The organism is Photobacterium piscicola (assembly GCF_046058925.1).
Classification (GTDB): domain Bacteria; phylum Pseudomonadota; class Gammaproteobacteria; order Enterobacterales; family Vibrionaceae; genus Photobacterium; species Photobacterium piscicola.
Map to the genome: position 1 here is coordinate 1260917 of NZ_CP175535.1, position 17043 is coordinate 1277959.

The following is a 17043-nucleotide window of genomic DNA, read 5'->3' on the forward strand; positions in this document are numbered from 1 at the left end:
GATTTTTTTTATTCAAATTTAATCAAAAATAGCAACCTCCCCCAAAAAGCATAAACAACAAAGATCACAACATAGCCATGTATATTAAATTAAATTACATAAAATCATTGACGCAAACGTTTGCTTTACTTACATTGCACAGAGTTATTCTCTTTACTTTCTTTAAGGAACATTAATGTTATTACTCAAACGTGGTCTTCTACTTTGCTGCATCATGCTCTCACCGATGAGTATGGCTGCTACGCCTACTTCTGGCCCAATCTTAATTCAAGGTGCCATGGATATAGAGACCACAACACTTATTGCCGCCTTAAAAGAAAAGTCTGAAGTCACTCTGGGGTCATGGTCATTTTGGCAAGGAACCATTAACGACTACCCTGTTATCATTTCAAGAACAGAAGTCGGAATTGCCAATGCTGCCGCAGCAACAACACTTGCCATTGAACGCTTTAAACCTGCTTTAATCATTAACCAAGGCACAGCTGGCGGTCATGATCCACAATTACAACGTGGTGATATCGTAATAGGTAAAACCAGCTTCAATATGGGCGCATATAAATCAGAATTTACCGCACAAGGAAAAGGTATTGCACCGACAAAATGGCAAAATTTTAGCGTTACGATGCGTTTACGTGAGCAAGGTAAGTTAGTTGAGCATAATAATTTTGCTGCCGACAAAGGTTTACTGCATATCGCGACCACCATGGCGAACAGTTACACGAAAGGCAAAGTGGTGACGGGTGTCATTGGTACCGCAGATGAATGGAATCGCGAAGTTGATCGCATTAACTGGCTCCATAAAACATACAATACCTCAGTTGAAGAAATGGAAACATCATCAGCAGCATTAGTCGCTCAAGCTTATAAAGTGCCTTTTATTGGTATTCGTATCTTGTCTAATACTGATCTACACAACCAAGATTTTGATCCACAAACAGCTGTTGATTGTCAGCAATTTGTGATTGATTACACTAAAAAAATTATCATGATGCGTAATTAAAAAACATAAAAAAACTAGCAAGGGTGATCTCAATACCCTTGCTAGTCTATTCATCATAATAAATTAATAAACTGTAATAAAAATTAGCCTAGCATCACGCCCACACTTAATAACACCATGACCATTGCCGTTAGGAATCCTAACAATGGCCCAATAAAGCGTAGCCATGTTGAGTAACCTATACGCCCAATCGCCAAGCCCCCCATCACAACACCCGATGTCGGCGTTACTAAGTTAGGTAAACCAGAAGCAGATTGAAAAGCCGTCACCACCAACTCACGCCCAACACCTGCAAAGTCAGCTAATGGTGCCAAGATAGGCATTGATAATACCGCTAACCCTGAAGAAGAAGGCACCACTAAGCACAATACCGCTTCTATCCAATAAATAGCGTTAATAAATAAAATTTGTGGCAAACCAACTAATAATCCTTCCGCGAAATTTAAAATAGTATGGGTGATATTACCGTCGTCCATCACCACCACTAACCCACGAGCAATAGCAATTATTAACGCGACACCTAATAAATCTCGCGCACCATTAATAAAGCTATCGGTGATTTCCACTTCAGATAATTTGCCGACTAAACCAGCAACGATACTTGAACCAATAAATAATGCAGAAAGCTCAGCCATCCACCAGCCTTGAGATGCAACACCCCACATCATAATCGCAAAAGTTAATCCAAAAATAGCTAACACAATTTTACGGGTTAAGGTTAATTCAGGTGCACTTTCACCACTACCATGTAAAAAGTATTCTCTATTCGCTTCACCTTGCTCTGCAACTAAAGATTGTGATGGATCGCGTTTTACTTTATCGGCGTAGCGCATCACATAAATTACACACGCAAGCCAGCCAATAATAAGGATAGCCAGTCGTAGCCAGATACCATCAACAAAGTTAATTTCAGCAGCATTAGAGGCAATAACCGTTGCAAAAGGGTTAATGGTAGAACCTAAACACCCAATTCCGGCACCCACCATAATAATCGCAACCCCGACAACGGAATCATAACCTGCTGCAATCATCACCGGAATCAATAAGGCATAAAATGGAATGGTCTCTTCCGCCATACCATAAACAGTGCCACCTAGCGCAAATAACCCCATTAAAATAGGGATCATCCAACGTTCTTTACCCCCTAAGCGGGCCATAGTTTTCGCAATACCAGCATCAATTGCACCTGTTTGAGTAACCACAGCAAGATAACCGCCAATCACCAGTACAAATAAAGCAACATCAACCGCTCGTGCCATATAATTGGCGGGATCATAAAACCCTTGAATCGGTGCCATTAATATATCAAGAAAGCCTTGAGGATTTGCTTCAACGGTTTGATAAGAGCCCACCAAGGGGACCATTTTCCCCAAGGTTTCATTATTAACCATTTGATACTGACCCGCAGGGATCAACCATGTTAATGCAGCCATTAAGACGGTAAGTAACATTAAAATTGTGTAGGCTGAAGGAAATTTAAGCGTTTTCATACAGATATCCTTAAATTATTGGGACGCTATTCCCAGCGTCCCATTTAGAGATGGTTAGGCCATCTTCTTGTTATGCAACGAAAGCCATCATGTCAGCAGTTGGCATTCCATCGAGCCCCATTTGTTTTAATGTACGACCATCTTTAAAATAATCAGCATTGTTATAGGCATTATCAATATGTAGACAAGCAGTAATAATCGGTGTTTCAATGCCTGTTAATTGCGCAAATTCATAACATGGAACCAATAAGTAAGCGGCATCTTCAGTGATATAGCGATTACTTGAGCAATTAGGTGCGCTGTTTAATTTACCATGAGTTTCAGAAGTACGATTAACGTCGTAAACTGTTTTACACTCCATGTCATATAGCGCATTCATCGCCTCTAATTCAGTCTTTAAATTCAAGCCCAATGCTTGACCAATGGCTAATCGCTCAGCTTCCATTACCGCAGCAGCGCGCGCCGTAGACACTGAACAGCAGTCTTTGTAATAGTTAAATTGACCGTCAAAGTTTTCCAATAGCCCCATATTTAAGGTAGTGAGCAATGGATGACCGCCGAAGTTAATATTTTCTAATCCCGCCATAATCACGTTATCTAAAGCGGTTAATGGTAATGGCATCAATGGTTGTAAACGTGCAATGGCTGCTTGAGTGCGACTGCCAGGCAAAGCTGCGACAGGAAGATGCGTTTTCATGCCTAAAATAGCCAGCTCGGCAGGGCCAACAATACGTGTCGCCCATGGAATAGAAATCGCATCAACAAAGGTAATATCAACATCTTGATAGCCTTCATCACACTTAATTTTATTTAACACCAACGATCCATAGTTCCCTGGCATTAACATGATTAACTGCCCACTCTTTAAATGCGGTAGCATTGAGCGAAACAAAGGTTCTTGAGCAAAAGAAGGGACAGGTAAAATCAATATATCTGCGTAATCAACCGCTTGTTTTAAATCACGCGTGATCGTATCAATAGCTTGAAAACCTGCAAAAGATAATTCAACGTCATTACACGAGGCTAATGCCGTGATTCCACCTTGCGCTTCTATGTCTGTAAGTGGTTGATCAAATCCTGCTGCACCATATAAACACACCTCTGCGCCTTGTCGTGTCAGATGATATGCTGCTGTCAGCCCTGCGTTACCTGATCCAATAATAGCAACACGCGTTGTCATGATTATTCCTTAAGATGATGTTATAAGACAAAATCACATTAAGAAAAATGATGACTAAAAAATAATACTGTAATCTAAATAGGTTATGTCTTTAGGTTATAGCTCATCAATAAAACAAAAATAAACACATAAAATACAACAAATTAAAACAAAAAATATTGTAACCATTATCTGCAATACAATGTGATCTGTTCCTTGTTAGCATTATGCCAAGCTATGCATAGGACCTATTTTTAGGTAAATATCCATACTGTCAGCGGTTAACATAAACTGTTCAATAAACCGTTCTGCGTGACGGTGAATAGGTCTTAACCCTGGATACAAAATAGTAAACTCAAACGGTAAATTAAAGGCTAACGGTCGCATCACCACATCACGAGTTTCATTAGCTAAATACGCGGTAAACGGATCAGTAATGGCGATCCCAACCCCCTCTGCGACTAAAGCGGCAGCAGTACTAGCCAATGAAACTTCAATTTGCTTATTAATTTTAATATCGTGACGGCGTAATAAATTATCAATACAACGCTGAATCATGTCTTTTTCATGGCGAATGACACATTCATTACTCAGGTCTGCTATTGATATTGTTGTTTTATGTACTAAGGGTGATGATGCAGGAATTAATGCAACACACTCGCATGTCACTGTTTGACTATTAACCCCTGCCACATCTTCAGTTGTAAACGCAAATCCAATATCTGTGGTTTGTGCTTGAATTTGGCGTACGACATCTTCAGAGCGGAACGTCTTGAGACCAATTTTAGTTTGGCAATTATGTTGTAAGAAATTGGCTAATATACGCGGCAAAAAAGCATGAGAAAGCACAGGCATAGCTGCAATAGTTAATGATCCTAAATGATGGGTTCGAATCGCTTCTGCTGCGCTGTCTAATCCATTCACTGCATCAAAAACTTTGGCCACTTCTAAATAAAAAGCTTGGCCTTCGTCACTTAATATCAATCGATTACGTTGACGAATGAACAGTTTAAATTTTAATTGTTCTTCTAAACTGGATAATAAACGGCTTACGGCTGGCTGACTAATATTCAATAACTCTGCTGCTGCAGTGACTGTTTGGCATTCAACAACAGCACGAAATGCATGTAGATAGGATAACTTCATAAGCATTAGCACACATATTAATAACAAAACGCCATAATAAACATAATTGTTAATAAAAACCTTGATGTGCAAAGCAAACTGGAGGCTCAAATCGTGACTAGTATAAAAAACGCAATTCGATTACACTCTAAAGATATAAATTAGTGCTTATTTTGTTATTTTAAAAGGAATCATTCATGGGATTTTTTAATGCTATCTTAGGTAATGCTGGCGAGATGGATCTTGAAGAGGCAACTGAAGAATTATCAACGATTCTTGGTCAAGGTGAGCACATCGAATTAGCTTACAAACTTATTCGCGACATGATCATTTTAACAGATCGCCGTTTAATATTGATTGATAAGCAAGGAATGACAGGCCGAAAAGTGGAATACCGCTCAGTGCCTTATAAGTCAATCACTATGTATACAATTGAAAGCACAGGCCATTTTGATCTAGATGCAGAATTAAAATTGTGGATTTCAGGCCAACATGATCCAATTAGCTTAGAATTTAATGGCAAAACTAATATCTATACAATGCAGGGACAATTAGCCGCTAAGATCGCGGGGAAATAACCCCTTACTTTGTAATGCAAGACGAAGAGGCACACTATTGAGTGCCTCTTGTTATATTTAGCCTATTATTTTTTAACAACACAAGAATAACGTTACTGAGAAACCGTCATTAATGCTGTCGCTAAAGCATCTATCTGTTGTTCTTGTAATCCTGCAACATTAATACGGCCATCACCCACCGCATAAATAGCAAATTCATCACGTAATCGCATAATTTTCTCAGGTGATAAACCTGTCATTGAAAACATACCTTTATGATCAGCAATAAAACTAAATTGGTCGCACCCTTTAGCTGCCAATGTATTTACAAGGCTCTGGCGTAAACCAATAATACGTTGTTGCATCATAATCAGCTCTTGCTTCCACACCGCGGTTAACATACTGGATGTTAATATATCAGCTACTAATGCTGCACCGTGATCCGGCGGCATGGTATAGCTGGCTCGTGCTAACGTCAAAATTCGACCTTTGGCTTTTTGCGCATTTGACAACGTATCACCCACCAATAAGGCGGCACCGGTACGCTCGCGATATAATCCAAAGTTCTTAGAACATGAAGTGGCGATCATCATTTCTTCAATGTTATCAGCCATAAATTTCAAGCCTGCACCATCTTTTTCAAGACCATCACCAAAGCCAAGATAGGCCATATCAACAAAAGGGATAAAACCATTGTTATTGGCTAATGCGGTAATCGCTTGCCAAGCTTCGAAATTAATATCCGCACCCGTTGGATTATGGCAACAACCATGCAGTAATACCACATCATTCGCCCCTGCTTGTGCTAGCGCTGATAGCATTGCATCGGTGTTTACTTGTTTAGTATCACGATCAAAATAAGGATAATATTTCACTTTTAACCCAGCAGCTTCCATTACTGGTCGATGGTTAACGTAACTTAAATCAGTTAACCACACAGTAGTATTCTCATTAGCTACGTGCATCAGATCTGCAAGCATACGTAATGCTCCGCTACCACCAGGGGTTTGAACACCCGCAGTACGACTATGAGCCGAAGTGTCAGCTAATAAAAGATCAATCATGCATTGATTAAAAACTTCACTCCCCGCAAGACCAACATATGATTTTGTCGTTTGAGTTTGAAGTAAGCGTTGTTCTGCTTGAGAAATCGCGGCCATAATAGGCGTTTGGCCTTGATTATTACGATAAACACCAATACCCAGATCCATTTTATGATCACGCTGATCAGCATTATAAATTAGCGATAATGACAATATGGGATCGGGTTGTGCGGGAGAAAGTTGTGAAAACATTAAGCAAATTCCGTTTATAAAGGCATGAATTTAAATTAGCATTTCAATTTCAAGCCGTCATTAGAAAAATGATAATTCTCACTTTGTTTAAGAATAACCATCCATATAGGAATGATAAATCATTAAAGGTTTGACTATAGAGTTTGAGTATAATGACTCAACCATTTGATATTCATAAATCATCTAAATATCAATATTTTTAATGTAATGGCGACGAACGTCCTTAAACATCGCCCAACATCATATAATGTCATTATAAGAGGTAAACTTTATTACGATGAAATTTACGCAACAATTAACTCAACCATAATAGAGCAATGTTTACCTTTCATCGTTAATATTCCCCTTATTACTTCATCGAAATATTACTGTATCACCACATGGTTTTGTCATTAGGCAAATGTAATAATGCTTGTAACGATGGTGCCGCTTCAAGTAAAGAATATAAACGTTCACTGTGTTCTTGTAATAACTGGCATGCGAGCTCAACATTACGTGCTAACACGGCTTTCATTAGTGCTTCGTGCTCTCCGTTATCATGATACTGTTTTTCTGGTGATAAACGGGCATTCAATAAGAAGTGGCGATAGCGTTCTTGCTGATCATAAATATGTGAAATCATGCCACGAATAAATTCAGAGCCTTCGCATGAAATTAACGATAAATGAAATTCTTTATGACGCAATTCCCATTCATCATAATCAAATAAAGCAGATTCTGGATTTAAGCGATTAAGCTTATGAAAAGCCGTTAAAATCTGCAACTCCCAAGCTTCATCACCTTTTTTAATCGCATCTTGCAGCGCCACATGACCTAATGCTAACCGCGTTTTTAAAATACCTCGTAATTCATCGAGAGAAACATTCGCTACCCAAAACCCTTTCTGTGGTTTCATGGTAACGTATTTTTGCCACGACAATTGCACCATTGCTTCTCGCAAAGGGGTGCCACCAACTTGGTAGCGTTCTTTTAACTCACTCAGAATAAGTTTCTGTCCGGCTTCAAATTCACCACATAAAATGTCATGCCGAATTTGACACATTACTCTATCACTTATGGTTGCAAAGTTGTTTTTGTTCATATCAACTATCTAGTCTTCATTACATACAATAAAATACAAAACACAGCTTTAAAAAAGCCAATTACTTATCATTATCGAATGATTATTCTCACTACATACTACGAAAAGACATGCAGTTTCTATCTATGTCATTATTAATTTAATACGCTTAAAGTGAATAACTAATCACGTAAAATTCAACTCGTCCATTTAGTAGCGCATTAATGCACCATTCAATACAGATAGTTAATTATCTACAACACTCAAGCTTTTCAATCAACAATGATAGTTTATGATGCAGAGATGAACACAAGCCTTTAAAATTAAGAGCTTAAACTATTCATTACGACACACTTTAATACCATAGCGACATCTTAATATACTATATGTAGACTAAAATACTCTAAATATTATATTTATAACCACAATATTTAGAAATAGTCGCTTTCGTGCTTTTTCATGAGCAATATAGCGTTATTTATGTCGTATAAAAAATATAATACTCGACACTGATGTCTAACTAACTATTATTTATGAATTACCGTATTTATTCTATTTTTAGCATATTTATCATTAATATCATCATGTTCAATTGGCATAACCAACACGGTATATTTAGCCTATCCATCATTTTGTGGGCATTAGTTCCACTATTTGGATTTCATTATGTTATTAAGCAATATGAATATTTCCATAACAAAGTCCTTACAGAAATTCGATCATACTCTGCTTGGGTACTCTTTTTTTCATGGCTAACTTGTATATGTTTTTCAATTACAATGCCTTATGTTATCAACATTATCAGTGATACCAATAGCCATTATATTTCCCTGTATATTTTATCTCCTGCAATTACGCTATTCATTGCGACTATTAGCGCATTTACAGCAAGTATTATTCTGCTTCTTATTTTCCGCCTATTACGTTAACGCATGATTATTCCCGCGCTAATACCATAAAAGCATGCTGCGATATACCTCAACAGTCACAACCACAAATGCTTAAAAATGCAAATTAAACTATCACTATTTGTGCGGCTAATTCACTTCACAAATGCAAAATCGATCATTAAGATAAAATCGATTTTTACGGACAGACAGTTTAAATATCGATATTTTTATTAGCTTACAGAGTATCGTTTTTTAAGTCTTTACTGCTTAACTGACAGATTTTGAGGTCTATAATGGCTAACTCCAATTCTTCACCCGCTAAAATTGGCGTATTTAGTTTCGTTATGATTACCGCTGCGGTTGTTATGAGTGTACGTACACTCCCAATGACAGCTCAGCCCGGAATGATGACGATATTCTTAACGCTAGCTGCAGCAATTTGTTTCATGATTCCAACGGCACTTGTTTCGGCAGAGCTTGCAACAGCTTGGCCTGAAGATGGTGGTATTTTTATTTGGGTTCGTGAAGCATTTGGCGAACGTATGGGTTTCGTTGCAGTATGGATGCAATGGATTCAAATGGTTTTCGGCATGACATCAATTCTGATGATTGTCGGTGCAATATTTGCGTATGCTTTTGATCCTGCATTAGCACAAAACAAGATGTACATTCTTGCCGTCATCTTAGTAGTTTATTGGGCATGTACGCTAGGTAATATGCGTGGTGTTAAAACACTAGGTTGGGTATCCACTCTTTGTGTAATCTTGGGTGTGTTTTTACCATTCTTCGTCCTTGTAGCATGTGCTGTCGCTTACCTTGTTGGCGGTCACCCTATTGTTACTGATCTTTCATTAACTACAGCTAACCTTATTCCTGATTTTTCAGACAAAGGTACTTGGGCACTGTTTATTGGCTTCGTATTCGTAGTAATGGGGATGGAAGTATCAGCATCTAACGTATCTCATGTTAAAAATGCTGAACGCAACTACCCTATTGCAGTTTTCTTAGTCGCACTGTTTGTTGTTATCGTGTCTGTTGTTGGTTCATTTGCTATCTTCATTGGTATTCCAACTAAGCACATCTCAATGACAGCGGGTCTTATCCAAGCTTTCCAAACGTACTTTAATATGTGGGATCTAGGCTGGTTAACACCTATTATGGCAATTTGTATGGCTATCGGTCTAGCGGGTCAAGTTAACTCTTGGGTGCTAGGTCCTGTTCGTGGTCTACAAGCAACAGCTAACGCTGGCGCTCTACCAAAAGTACTGCAAAAAACTAACAAAGAAGGCGTACCTGTTAACCTTATTTACCTACAAGCTATCCTAATCTCAATTGTTGGTGTGCTTATCTGTGTAATGCCTAACGTAGATTCATTCTACTTTATGCTATTGGGTCTAACGTCTCTTGTTTACATCGTTGCTTACCTATTGATGTTCTCTGCTGCTATCTACTTACGTTACAAACGCCCTGATATCAAACGTAGCTTTACGGTTCCTGGTGGCAATATCGGTATGTGGATTTGTTCAGGTCTTGGTATCGCAACATGTCTATTAGCTGGTTACTTCGGTTTCCAACCACCATCAAGTTATGTAGGTACAGCACATGACTACTTTAACTTCCAGTTCTTTGGCTTAGTTATCATGATTATTATCCCAATTATTGTATACGCATGGGGTAAACGCTCAAACAAAGCAGAATTAGCTAAAGCCGCTGTTAAAGCACACTAATTAAGTTAAACCTCCTTAACGTTTATCGACGCTATCGCAGGAAATAAAGAGAACAGCCATCACCATTCATATTTATCAGCAATGGCTGTTCCTCTTATCACAATCGATTTAGCGGTCTCAGACCAAAAATTATTAAATTAACTACTAAAACAAGATATTCATTACGACTGATAAACGGTCTTTTGAGTTGCGTTTATTGATAAGTAAATAGGTTTTATTATGAGCGACAAAATGAACGTGGATGCCCTATTTTTAGGTCCAAAATCAGAAAACCAAGTATTTTTCAAAGAAATGATGGATTATGCAATCAGTGAACATATGCACTGGCGTTCAGACTTCCATCCAGAAGATGCACCATTAATGACACCGGTGACTCAACACCAACCAGATTTTCGCGATACGCTTTACCGTACAGAAGGTATTCTACAAGATTTATCAGCACGCCTTAAAACACAGTCAGTGCCTTGGTTCTCACCTCGTTACCTTGGCCACATGAACGCTGATACGTTAATGGTGTCAAACCTTGCATACGTGATGACCATGCTTTACAACCCAAATAACTGTGCACACGAAGCTTCTCCTGTGACAACAGAACTTGAGTTAGCTGCAGGTCATGACCTATGCCGCATGTTTGGCTACGATGTTAACAAATCTTGGGCACACATTACTTCTGGTGGTACGGTTGCTAACTATGAAGGTGTTTGGGTTGCACGTAACCTTAAAACCATGCCTCTTGCTATTGCCGCTTGTGAAAAATCAAAAGATCTTGTCGCTGGCATGACTGAACATCAGTTACTTAACATGAAGTCTAAAGATATTCTTGATCTAACTGATGAATTGAAAAAACGCGGTATTTTTGAAGAAGTAAGGGCGTTAACAGCTCGTGGTGTCGGGGTTGATGCAGGTAAACTAGGTAAGTTCTTAGTACCTCGTTCTAAACACTACTCTTGGATGAAAGCAATGGATGTCCTTGGCCTAGGTCAAGAGCACATTGTTCCCCTAGATGTTGATGGTAACTACCGTACTGACGTTGAAAAAATGCGTGAAGTCACCTTTAAGCTTATGGAAGAAGGTACACCTATTCTTGGTATGGTATCTGTTGTCGGTACAACCGAAGAAGGTTCTATTGATGCAGTTCATGAAGTGATGAAACTTCGTCAAGAATGTGAACAAAAATATGGTGCTTCTTTCTACGTTCATATTGATGCAGCATACGGCGGTTATGTACGCTCAATGTTCCTTGATGATAACAATCAATTCATGGAATACGATGCACTGATTGAACGTTATCGTAACGATGATGTGATTCCAGAAGGTGTAGTATGGCCTAAGCGTGCCGTTTATGATGCATTTGCGGCAATGTCTGAAGCAGATTCTATCACTGTCGATCCACATAAAGTGGGTTTCATTCAATATGCGGCTGGCGCTGTTGCGATGAAAGATAAGCGTATTGTTGATTTGATCTCTTACCACGCAGCTTATGTTTTTGAAGAAGCTGACGATGATAATGAAGAAAATAAACAAGTCGTGCTTGGATCTTCTATTATGGAAGGCTCTAAAGCAGGTGCAACGGCAGCAGCAGTTTGGGCTGCACACCGTCTTGTTCCACTAAATATCAGTGGCTACGGCCATGTTATTGGTCGTGGTATTGTGACCGCTGATTGGTTTGCGAAAAAACTTGCTACAGCAGAACCTTTTGTTGTTGATGGCCGTCGCTTTGAGGTTCGCCCTCTTATGCACCCTGACTTTCATATGGTTGATTTTACTTTCAAAGAAATTGGTAATGACAGCTTAGAAGCTCACAATAAACTTAACCAACGCATTTACGAATTATGTTCTTACGCAACAGGTCGTACCTACACTAAAGACTTCTTAACCTCTTCTACTTCTCTATCAGAAGAAGAATATGGTCAAACTCCACGTATCTATGCTGAAAACCGTGGCTTTAGTGAAAATGAGTGGAACACTGTCGGTTCTGTTTATATTCTTCGTTCAGCGGTAATGACTCACTTCCTACGTGATGAAATTCGTTTTAATAATTACTGGAATAACCTTCGCGATGTATTCACAAGCCTTCTTAGTGAAATTATTGATGAAGAAAACAAACAGAAATTAGCACACACTGCTGCTTAATAAGGAATCCAACGCCAGTCTTCATGACTGGCGTTTTTATAATAATGAAAGCAATCCATATTTCTATTAATTACCGTCGATTATTTATTATTGATGGTTAATTTTATTATTACCTAAAACCTAGGTAACGATTCAGTATATTTACAGGAGAAACGTCATGAATGTAAAATCTATTGGCGCGACACTGCTTATTTCCGGAACAATGCTTGGCGCAGGAATGCTTGCTTTACCCTTAATTTCTGCTGGGTTGGGCATTTATAATACCATTTTATTATTGGCTTTTTTATGGGCTACCATGACCTATACAGGGCTAATGTTATTAGAGATCTGTCTTAACTACCCAGAAGGAACTGGACTTGAAGCAATTGCCTATGATTTATTTGGAAAACCAGGCAAATGGGTGATTAACATATCGCTATTATTATTACTTTATGCATTATCTTGTGCTTATATTGCGGGTGCCTCTTCTATATATAAAAATGATTTCAGTGATTATTTTAATATAACTCTACCTTCTCATACTATCGCAATTATATTTACTTTAATCATTGCAACTATTGTATTTATTAGTACTAAAGCGGTAGATATTGCTAATCGTGTCTTATTTACCAGTAATATTGTTATTTTCTTTATTCTTGTTATTACGATAATTCCTTATCTTCATGGTCACTTTTTAGTCAGTCACCACGATTCAGTTAAATATGCTTTTGCCGCTATTCCTGTCTTTATTACTGCTTTTGGTTTTCATGGCAGTGTGCCCAGCATGGTGAAATATATTGGTCGTGATAAACCAAAAACATTACGTAATATTTTTGTTGCGGGTGGTTTAATCCCATTGATTGTTTATATTATATGGGAAATCAGCATGCTAGGTTCATTACCTCGATTTGGTAACCATAGTTTTCAATATGTTGCACAACACGGTTCAAGTGTTGGTGTAATGCTTCAACAAATGCAAATATTTATTCAAAATAACAACATTATTTACCTAATTGGTGCATTCTCGTCCATCGCGATGTTCACTTCCTATCTATGTGTTTCATTAGGGTTATTTGATTCATTGGCAAGTACCTTCAAACGTGGTAATAATACAACAGACAGATTAATGACTGCTGTACTTTGCTACTTGCCACCCTTGGTTTTCACTCTTGTGTATCCTAATGGCTTTGTCCCAGCTTTAGGTGCCGCAGCAATTTTCTTAACAATCCTAGCAATTCTTTTTCCTGTGCTTGCCCTTAGAAAACTTCGTGGTAAACAACATCAAATTGAATATAATGTAGCAACAAATAATATGGCGTTGTTTGTTGTAGGATTTATTGGTCTACAAGTCATAATAAACCAGATACTGACATTGAATAATGCCGTACCTATTTTTAATTAAACGTAAATAAAATGATTATTGGAGAACACATGAATCATTTGAATTTAATTCAGGAGCTTAAAGATCGCGGTCTGATCGCTCAAATTACGGATGAAGAAGCTTTAAGCGAACGTTTAGCAAAAGGTCCGATTACATTATATTGCGGCTTTGATCCAACGGCAGATAGTTTGCACCTAGGTCATCTGGTACCTCTACTTTGCCTTAAGCGCTTCCAAGAAGCGGGTCATAATCCAGTAGCCTTGGTTGGCGGCGCTACCGGTATGATTGGTGATCCAAGCTTCAAAGCGACTGAGCGTTCACTTAACACTTTAGATATTGTTGCTGATTGGGTGACTAAAATCCAACGTCAAGTTTCTCCTTTCCTAGATTTTGACAACGCAACTAACCCTGCTCGTATGGTGAACAACCATGACTGGTTCGGTAATATGGATGTACTAACATTCTTACGTGATATTGGTAAACACTTCTCTGTTAACCAAATGATCAGTAAAGAATCTGTTAAACAACGTATTAACCGTGATGAAGTAGGTATCTCTTTTACTGAGTTCGCTTACAGCTTGCTACAGTCTTACGACTTTGCAAGTATGAACAAAGACATGGGTATGGAACTTCAAATTGGTGGTTCTGACCAATGGGGTAACATCACAGCAGGTATCGACCTAACTCGTCGTATGAACCAGCAGCAAGTGTTCGGTATGACTGTACCGCTAATCACTAAGTCTGATGGTACTAAGTTTGGTAAAACTGAAGGCGGCGCTGTTTGGTTAGACCCAAGCAAAACTAGCCCATACAAGTTCTACCAATTCTGGATGAACACTGCTGATGCTGACGTATACCGTTTCTTACGTTTCTTTACTTTCCTTTCTGAAGAAGAAATTCAACAGATCGAAGAAGATGACCGTAATAGCGGCAAAGCACCTCAAGCACAACGTATTCTTGCAGAAAAAGCAACAGCACTTGTACACGGTCAAGCACAATTAGAAGCAGCACAAAACATCACCCGCTGCCTATTTGAAAATGACCTTGAGCACTTATCAGAGTCTGATTTTGCACAACTAGCGCAAGATGGCATGCCAACTGCACAAGCATCTAATGAGGATGATCTTCAACAAGTGCTTGTTAACGCTGAACTTGCAACATCTCGTAGCCAAGCTAAAACTCACATCGAGTCAAACGCTATCATGGTTAATGGCGAGAAAGTAAGTGATGCTTACTATAAGTTTAACGATGCTGACAAACTGTTTGGTCGTTACACACTTATCCGTCGTGGTAAGAAGAACTACAGCCTGATCGTTTGGGGTTAATCCTTAACGGATCTTTGCTATCTCGCTTGTAGATAGTACCAAAAACCACCGTTACTAATAATAGCGGTGGTTTTTTATTGCTAATAACAAGTCCATTGTATCATTCCGTATCCACTCACCTCTTTTGCGCTCCCTCGCACCTAAATCCTTCCCTTAAAACAAGATACCGCTAACATAATTAGATATTGTTATTAATAAATTCTCACTTAATTTGATTTAGCCCCAAGCCATAGTCGCCAGTTTACGTTTACAGTCATAACATCTAATGTCCACTTGAAGCTAAATTATGTCTACAATCAATCAGCAACGCCTTATTAACCATTTCATTGAACTGATAAAAATCAATAGCGAATCACGTAATGAGAAAGCTATTGCCGAAACACTGGCAGAACAATTAGGTGAATTAGGTTTCAGTGTTCATCGCCTTCCCGTACCAGAAGCAATCTCTAATGGCTTTAATATCTATGCGCGTTTAGATGGCAGCATTAACGACACTATTGCGCTTAGTTGTCATATGGATACGGTAAATCCAGGTAATGATATTGAACCGATTATTGAGAATGGCGTTATTCGCTCAAAAGGCAACACCATTCTCGGTGGTGATGATAAGTCAGGCATTGCAGCAATAATGGAAGCGGTACGTTGCATTCAAGCTGATAACCGTGATCACAAAACAATTGAACTGGCTTTCACTGTGCATGAAGAAGGTGGTCTGCAAGGCTCAAAACTATTTGATATGAGCTATATTACGGCTAATAAAGCGATTGTTTTAGATTCAGGCGGCGCTATTGGTGCAATTGTTACGACAGCTCCAGGTCAGCAGAGCTTAAAAATCACTATTACAGGTAAACCCGCTCATGCTGGTTTAGCGCCAGAAGAAGGCATTAATGCACTTACCGTTGCTGCAGATGCTATTACTAATATGCGCTTATCACGTATTGATGAAGAAACAACAGCTAACATTGGTGTCGTTCAAGGTGGACAAGTAACCAATATTGTAATGCCTTCACTGTTCCTTGCTGCAGAAGCACGTTCTTTAAATGATACTAAGCTTGAACACCAAACAGCACACATGATTGAGACATTTGAACACGCTGCGACCAAGCATGGTGCTCAAATCAATATTGAATCAAGTCGTTCTTACAACGCTTATCACATTGAAGATAATGACCCGCACGTACAAAGTATTATGGCGGCATTTAAATCAAACGGTCTAACTCCATTCACAAAGTCAACCGGTGGTGGTAGTGATGCTAACGTATTTAATAGCAAAGGCTTAAAAACAGTCAATCTATCGACGGGAATGAGTAAAGTTCATACAACTGAAGAATTTATTACTATTGATGACATGACTAAAATAACTGAATTTATGTACACTTTTTTATGCAGCAATAACTAGCAGATTAGACGAATATAACAGCGTTAAACAAATCCACTACAATGTCTTTCTTATTTTTATTAATTGTAACAATAAGTGAGACATTGTATTTAAAAAGACACCTATCAAACTAAATAATAAATTAAAATTATTAACAATTCATTCTCTAATATTGTTGAAATCAGCCTCTATCAGAACAAATCTAAATAGCATATACTCCGTGAAGTTCATATTATTACAGTTACTAAGCAATAAAATACTATGACTTAATTCTATATCCAACTATCAAAAATTTATTTCAGATATAGAGCGCAATACCCTTAAAAGAAGATTTGAAAGATGGATATCCAGCACCTAACTCCAAAAGAAAAAGATGTGTTTATTAAGGCATTAGCAGAATGTTACCGACGATTAACAGCTGCAAAAATTGAAGCAAAGGAACTGACAAAAGAAGGTTTTCAATTAATGTTTAGATCTGTCTATAAAGATATTAACAATACTTATAAAGTATAAAAAATATTATAAATGTTGCTTAGCTCAATAA

General features: G+C 38.3%; 13 protein-coding genes. 8 read left to right on the forward strand and 5 right to left on the reverse strand.

Translation table 11 applies throughout. The annotated features are described in order from the left end of the window. Positions 1-175: 175 nt before the first annotated feature. A complete protein-coding gene (locus ACJZU6_RS20285) occupies positions 176-1000 on the forward strand; it encodes a 5'-methylthioadenosine/S-adenosylhomocysteine nucleosidase (protein ID WP_080155778.1) in 825 nt (274 codons plus the stop codon). 83 nt (positions 1001-1083) lie between these two features. Here ACJZU6_RS20285 and ACJZU6_RS20290 read toward each other — a convergent pair whose 3' ends face one another. The 3 genes from ACJZU6_RS20290 to ACJZU6_RS20300 form a co-directional block, all read right to left on the reverse strand. Continuing rightward, entirely contained in the window at positions 1084-2490 is a 1407-nt protein-coding gene (locus ACJZU6_RS20290) for a YfcC family protein (protein WP_080155777.1), read from the reverse strand. A 70-nt stretch (positions 2491-2560) separates the two neighbouring features. Continuing rightward, positions 2561-3670 (reverse strand): NAD/NADP octopine/nopaline dehydrogenase family protein, encoded by a 1110-nt coding sequence (locus ACJZU6_RS20295; RefSeq protein WP_408901239.1) that lies wholly within the window; start codon positions 3668-3670, stop codon positions 2561-2563. Positions 3671-3874: 204 nt separating this feature from the next. Next, positions 3875-4795: a LysR substrate-binding domain-containing protein gene (locus ACJZU6_RS20300; protein ID WP_327767339.1), complete on the reverse strand. Its 921-nt coding sequence runs from the start codon at positions 4793-4795 to the stop codon at positions 3875-3877. A 176-nt stretch (positions 4796-4971) separates the two neighbouring features. Here ACJZU6_RS20300 and ACJZU6_RS20305 point away from each other — a divergent pair, with 176 nt between their 5' ends. Further along, positions 4972-5352, forward strand: coding sequence for a PH domain-containing protein (locus ACJZU6_RS20305; RefSeq protein ID WP_080155774.1), 381 nt, complete (start codon positions 4972-4974; stop codon positions 5350-5352). A 92-nt stretch (positions 5353-5444) separates the two neighbouring features. On the opposite strand, the gene ACJZU6_RS20310 is transcribed toward ACJZU6_RS20305, so the two are convergent. Next, the gene (locus ACJZU6_RS20310; protein ID WP_080155773.1) at positions 5445-6626 is read right to left on the reverse strand and encodes an amino acid aminotransferase; all 1182 of its coding nucleotides are present in this window, start codon (positions 6624-6626) and stop codon (positions 5445-5447) included. A gap of 373 nt (positions 6627-6999) precedes the next feature. Then, a complete protein-coding gene (locus tag ACJZU6_RS20315; protein ID WP_408901240.1) occupies positions 7000-7707 on the reverse strand; it encodes a GntR family transcriptional regulator in 708 nt (235 codons plus the stop codon). A gap of 1162 nt (positions 7708-8869) precedes the next feature. Between ACJZU6_RS20315 and ACJZU6_RS20320 the strand changes: the two genes are divergently transcribed. The 6 genes from ACJZU6_RS20320 (at position 8870) to ACJZU6_RS20345 (ending at position 17012) form a co-directional block, all read left to right on the forward strand. Continuing rightward, positions 8870-10303, forward strand: coding sequence for an amino acid permease (locus tag ACJZU6_RS20320; protein WP_080155771.1), 1434 nt, complete (start codon positions 8870-8872; stop codon positions 10301-10303). Positions 10304-10522: 219 nt separating this feature from the next. Continuing rightward, positions 10523-12436, forward strand: coding sequence for a pyridoxal phosphate-dependent decarboxylase family protein (locus ACJZU6_RS20325; RefSeq protein ID WP_408901241.1), 1914 nt, complete (start codon positions 10523-10525; stop codon positions 12434-12436). 157 nt (positions 12437-12593) lie between these two features. Further along, a complete protein-coding gene (locus tag ACJZU6_RS20330) occupies positions 12594-13817 on the forward strand; it encodes an amino acid permease (protein ID WP_107276295.1) in 1224 nt (407 codons plus the stop codon). A 29-nt stretch (positions 13818-13846) separates the two neighbouring features. Further along, positions 13847-15121 (forward strand): tyrosine--tRNA ligase, encoded by a 1275-nt coding sequence (tyrS, locus tag ACJZU6_RS20335; RefSeq protein ID WP_080155768.1) that lies wholly within the window; start codon positions 13847-13849, stop codon positions 15119-15121. Positions 15122-15407: 286 nt separating this feature from the next. After that, positions 15408-16520: a M20/M25/M40 family metallo-hydrolase gene (locus ACJZU6_RS20340; protein WP_408901242.1), complete on the forward strand. Its 1113-nt coding sequence runs from the start codon at positions 15408-15410 to the stop codon at positions 16518-16520. Positions 16521-16838: 318 nt separating this feature from the next. Next, a complete protein-coding gene (locus ACJZU6_RS20345; RefSeq protein WP_162841588.1) occupies positions 16839-17012 on the forward strand; it encodes a hypothetical protein in 174 nt (57 codons plus the stop codon). The last annotated feature ends 31 nt before the right edge of the window (positions 17013-17043 follow it).

Bases quoted from the DNA above. Each gene is read 5' to 3' on its own strand.
- ACJZU6_RS20285 (WP_080155778.1), top strand. From the start codon at position 176: ATGTTATTACTCAAACGTGGTCTTCTACTTTGCTGCATCATGCTCTCA.
- ACJZU6_RS20290 (WP_080155777.1), bottom strand. From the start codon at position 2,490: ATGAAAACGCTTAAATTTCCTTCAGCCTACACAATTTTAATGTTACTT.
- ACJZU6_RS20295 (WP_408901239.1), bottom strand. From the start codon at position 3,670: ATGACAACGCGTGTTGCTATTATTGGATCAGGTAACGCAGGGCTGACA.
- ACJZU6_RS20300 (WP_327767339.1), bottom strand. From the start codon at position 4,795: ATGAAGTTATCCTATCTACATGCATTTCGTGCTGTTGTTGAATGCCAA.
- ACJZU6_RS20305 (WP_080155774.1), top strand. From the start codon at position 4,972: ATGGGATTTTTTAATGCTATCTTAGGTAATGCTGGCGAGATGGATCTT.
- ACJZU6_RS20310 (WP_080155773.1), bottom strand. From the start codon at position 6,626: ATGTTTTCACAACTTTCTCCCGCACAACCCGATCCCATATTGTCATTA.
- ACJZU6_RS20315 (WP_408901240.1), bottom strand. From the start codon at position 7,707: ATGAACAAAAACAACTTTGCAACCATAAGTGATAGAGTAATGTGTCAA.
- ACJZU6_RS20320 (WP_080155771.1), top strand. From the start codon at position 8,870: ATGGCTAACTCCAATTCTTCACCCGCTAAAATTGGCGTATTTAGTTTC.
- ACJZU6_RS20325 (WP_408901241.1), top strand. From the start codon at position 10,523: ATGAGCGACAAAATGAACGTGGATGCCCTATTTTTAGGTCCAAAATCA.
- ACJZU6_RS20330 (WP_107276295.1), top strand. From the start codon at position 12,594: ATGAATGTAAAATCTATTGGCGCGACACTGCTTATTTCCGGAACAATG.
- tyrS (WP_080155768.1), top strand. From the start codon at position 13,847: ATGAATCATTTGAATTTAATTCAGGAGCTTAAAGATCGCGGTCTGATC.
- ACJZU6_RS20340 (WP_408901242.1), top strand. From the start codon at position 15,408: ATGTCTACAATCAATCAGCAACGCCTTATTAACCATTTCATTGAACTG.
- ACJZU6_RS20345 (WP_162841588.1), top strand. From the start codon at position 16,839: ATGGATATCCAGCACCTAACTCCAAAAGAAAAAGATGTGTTTATTAAG.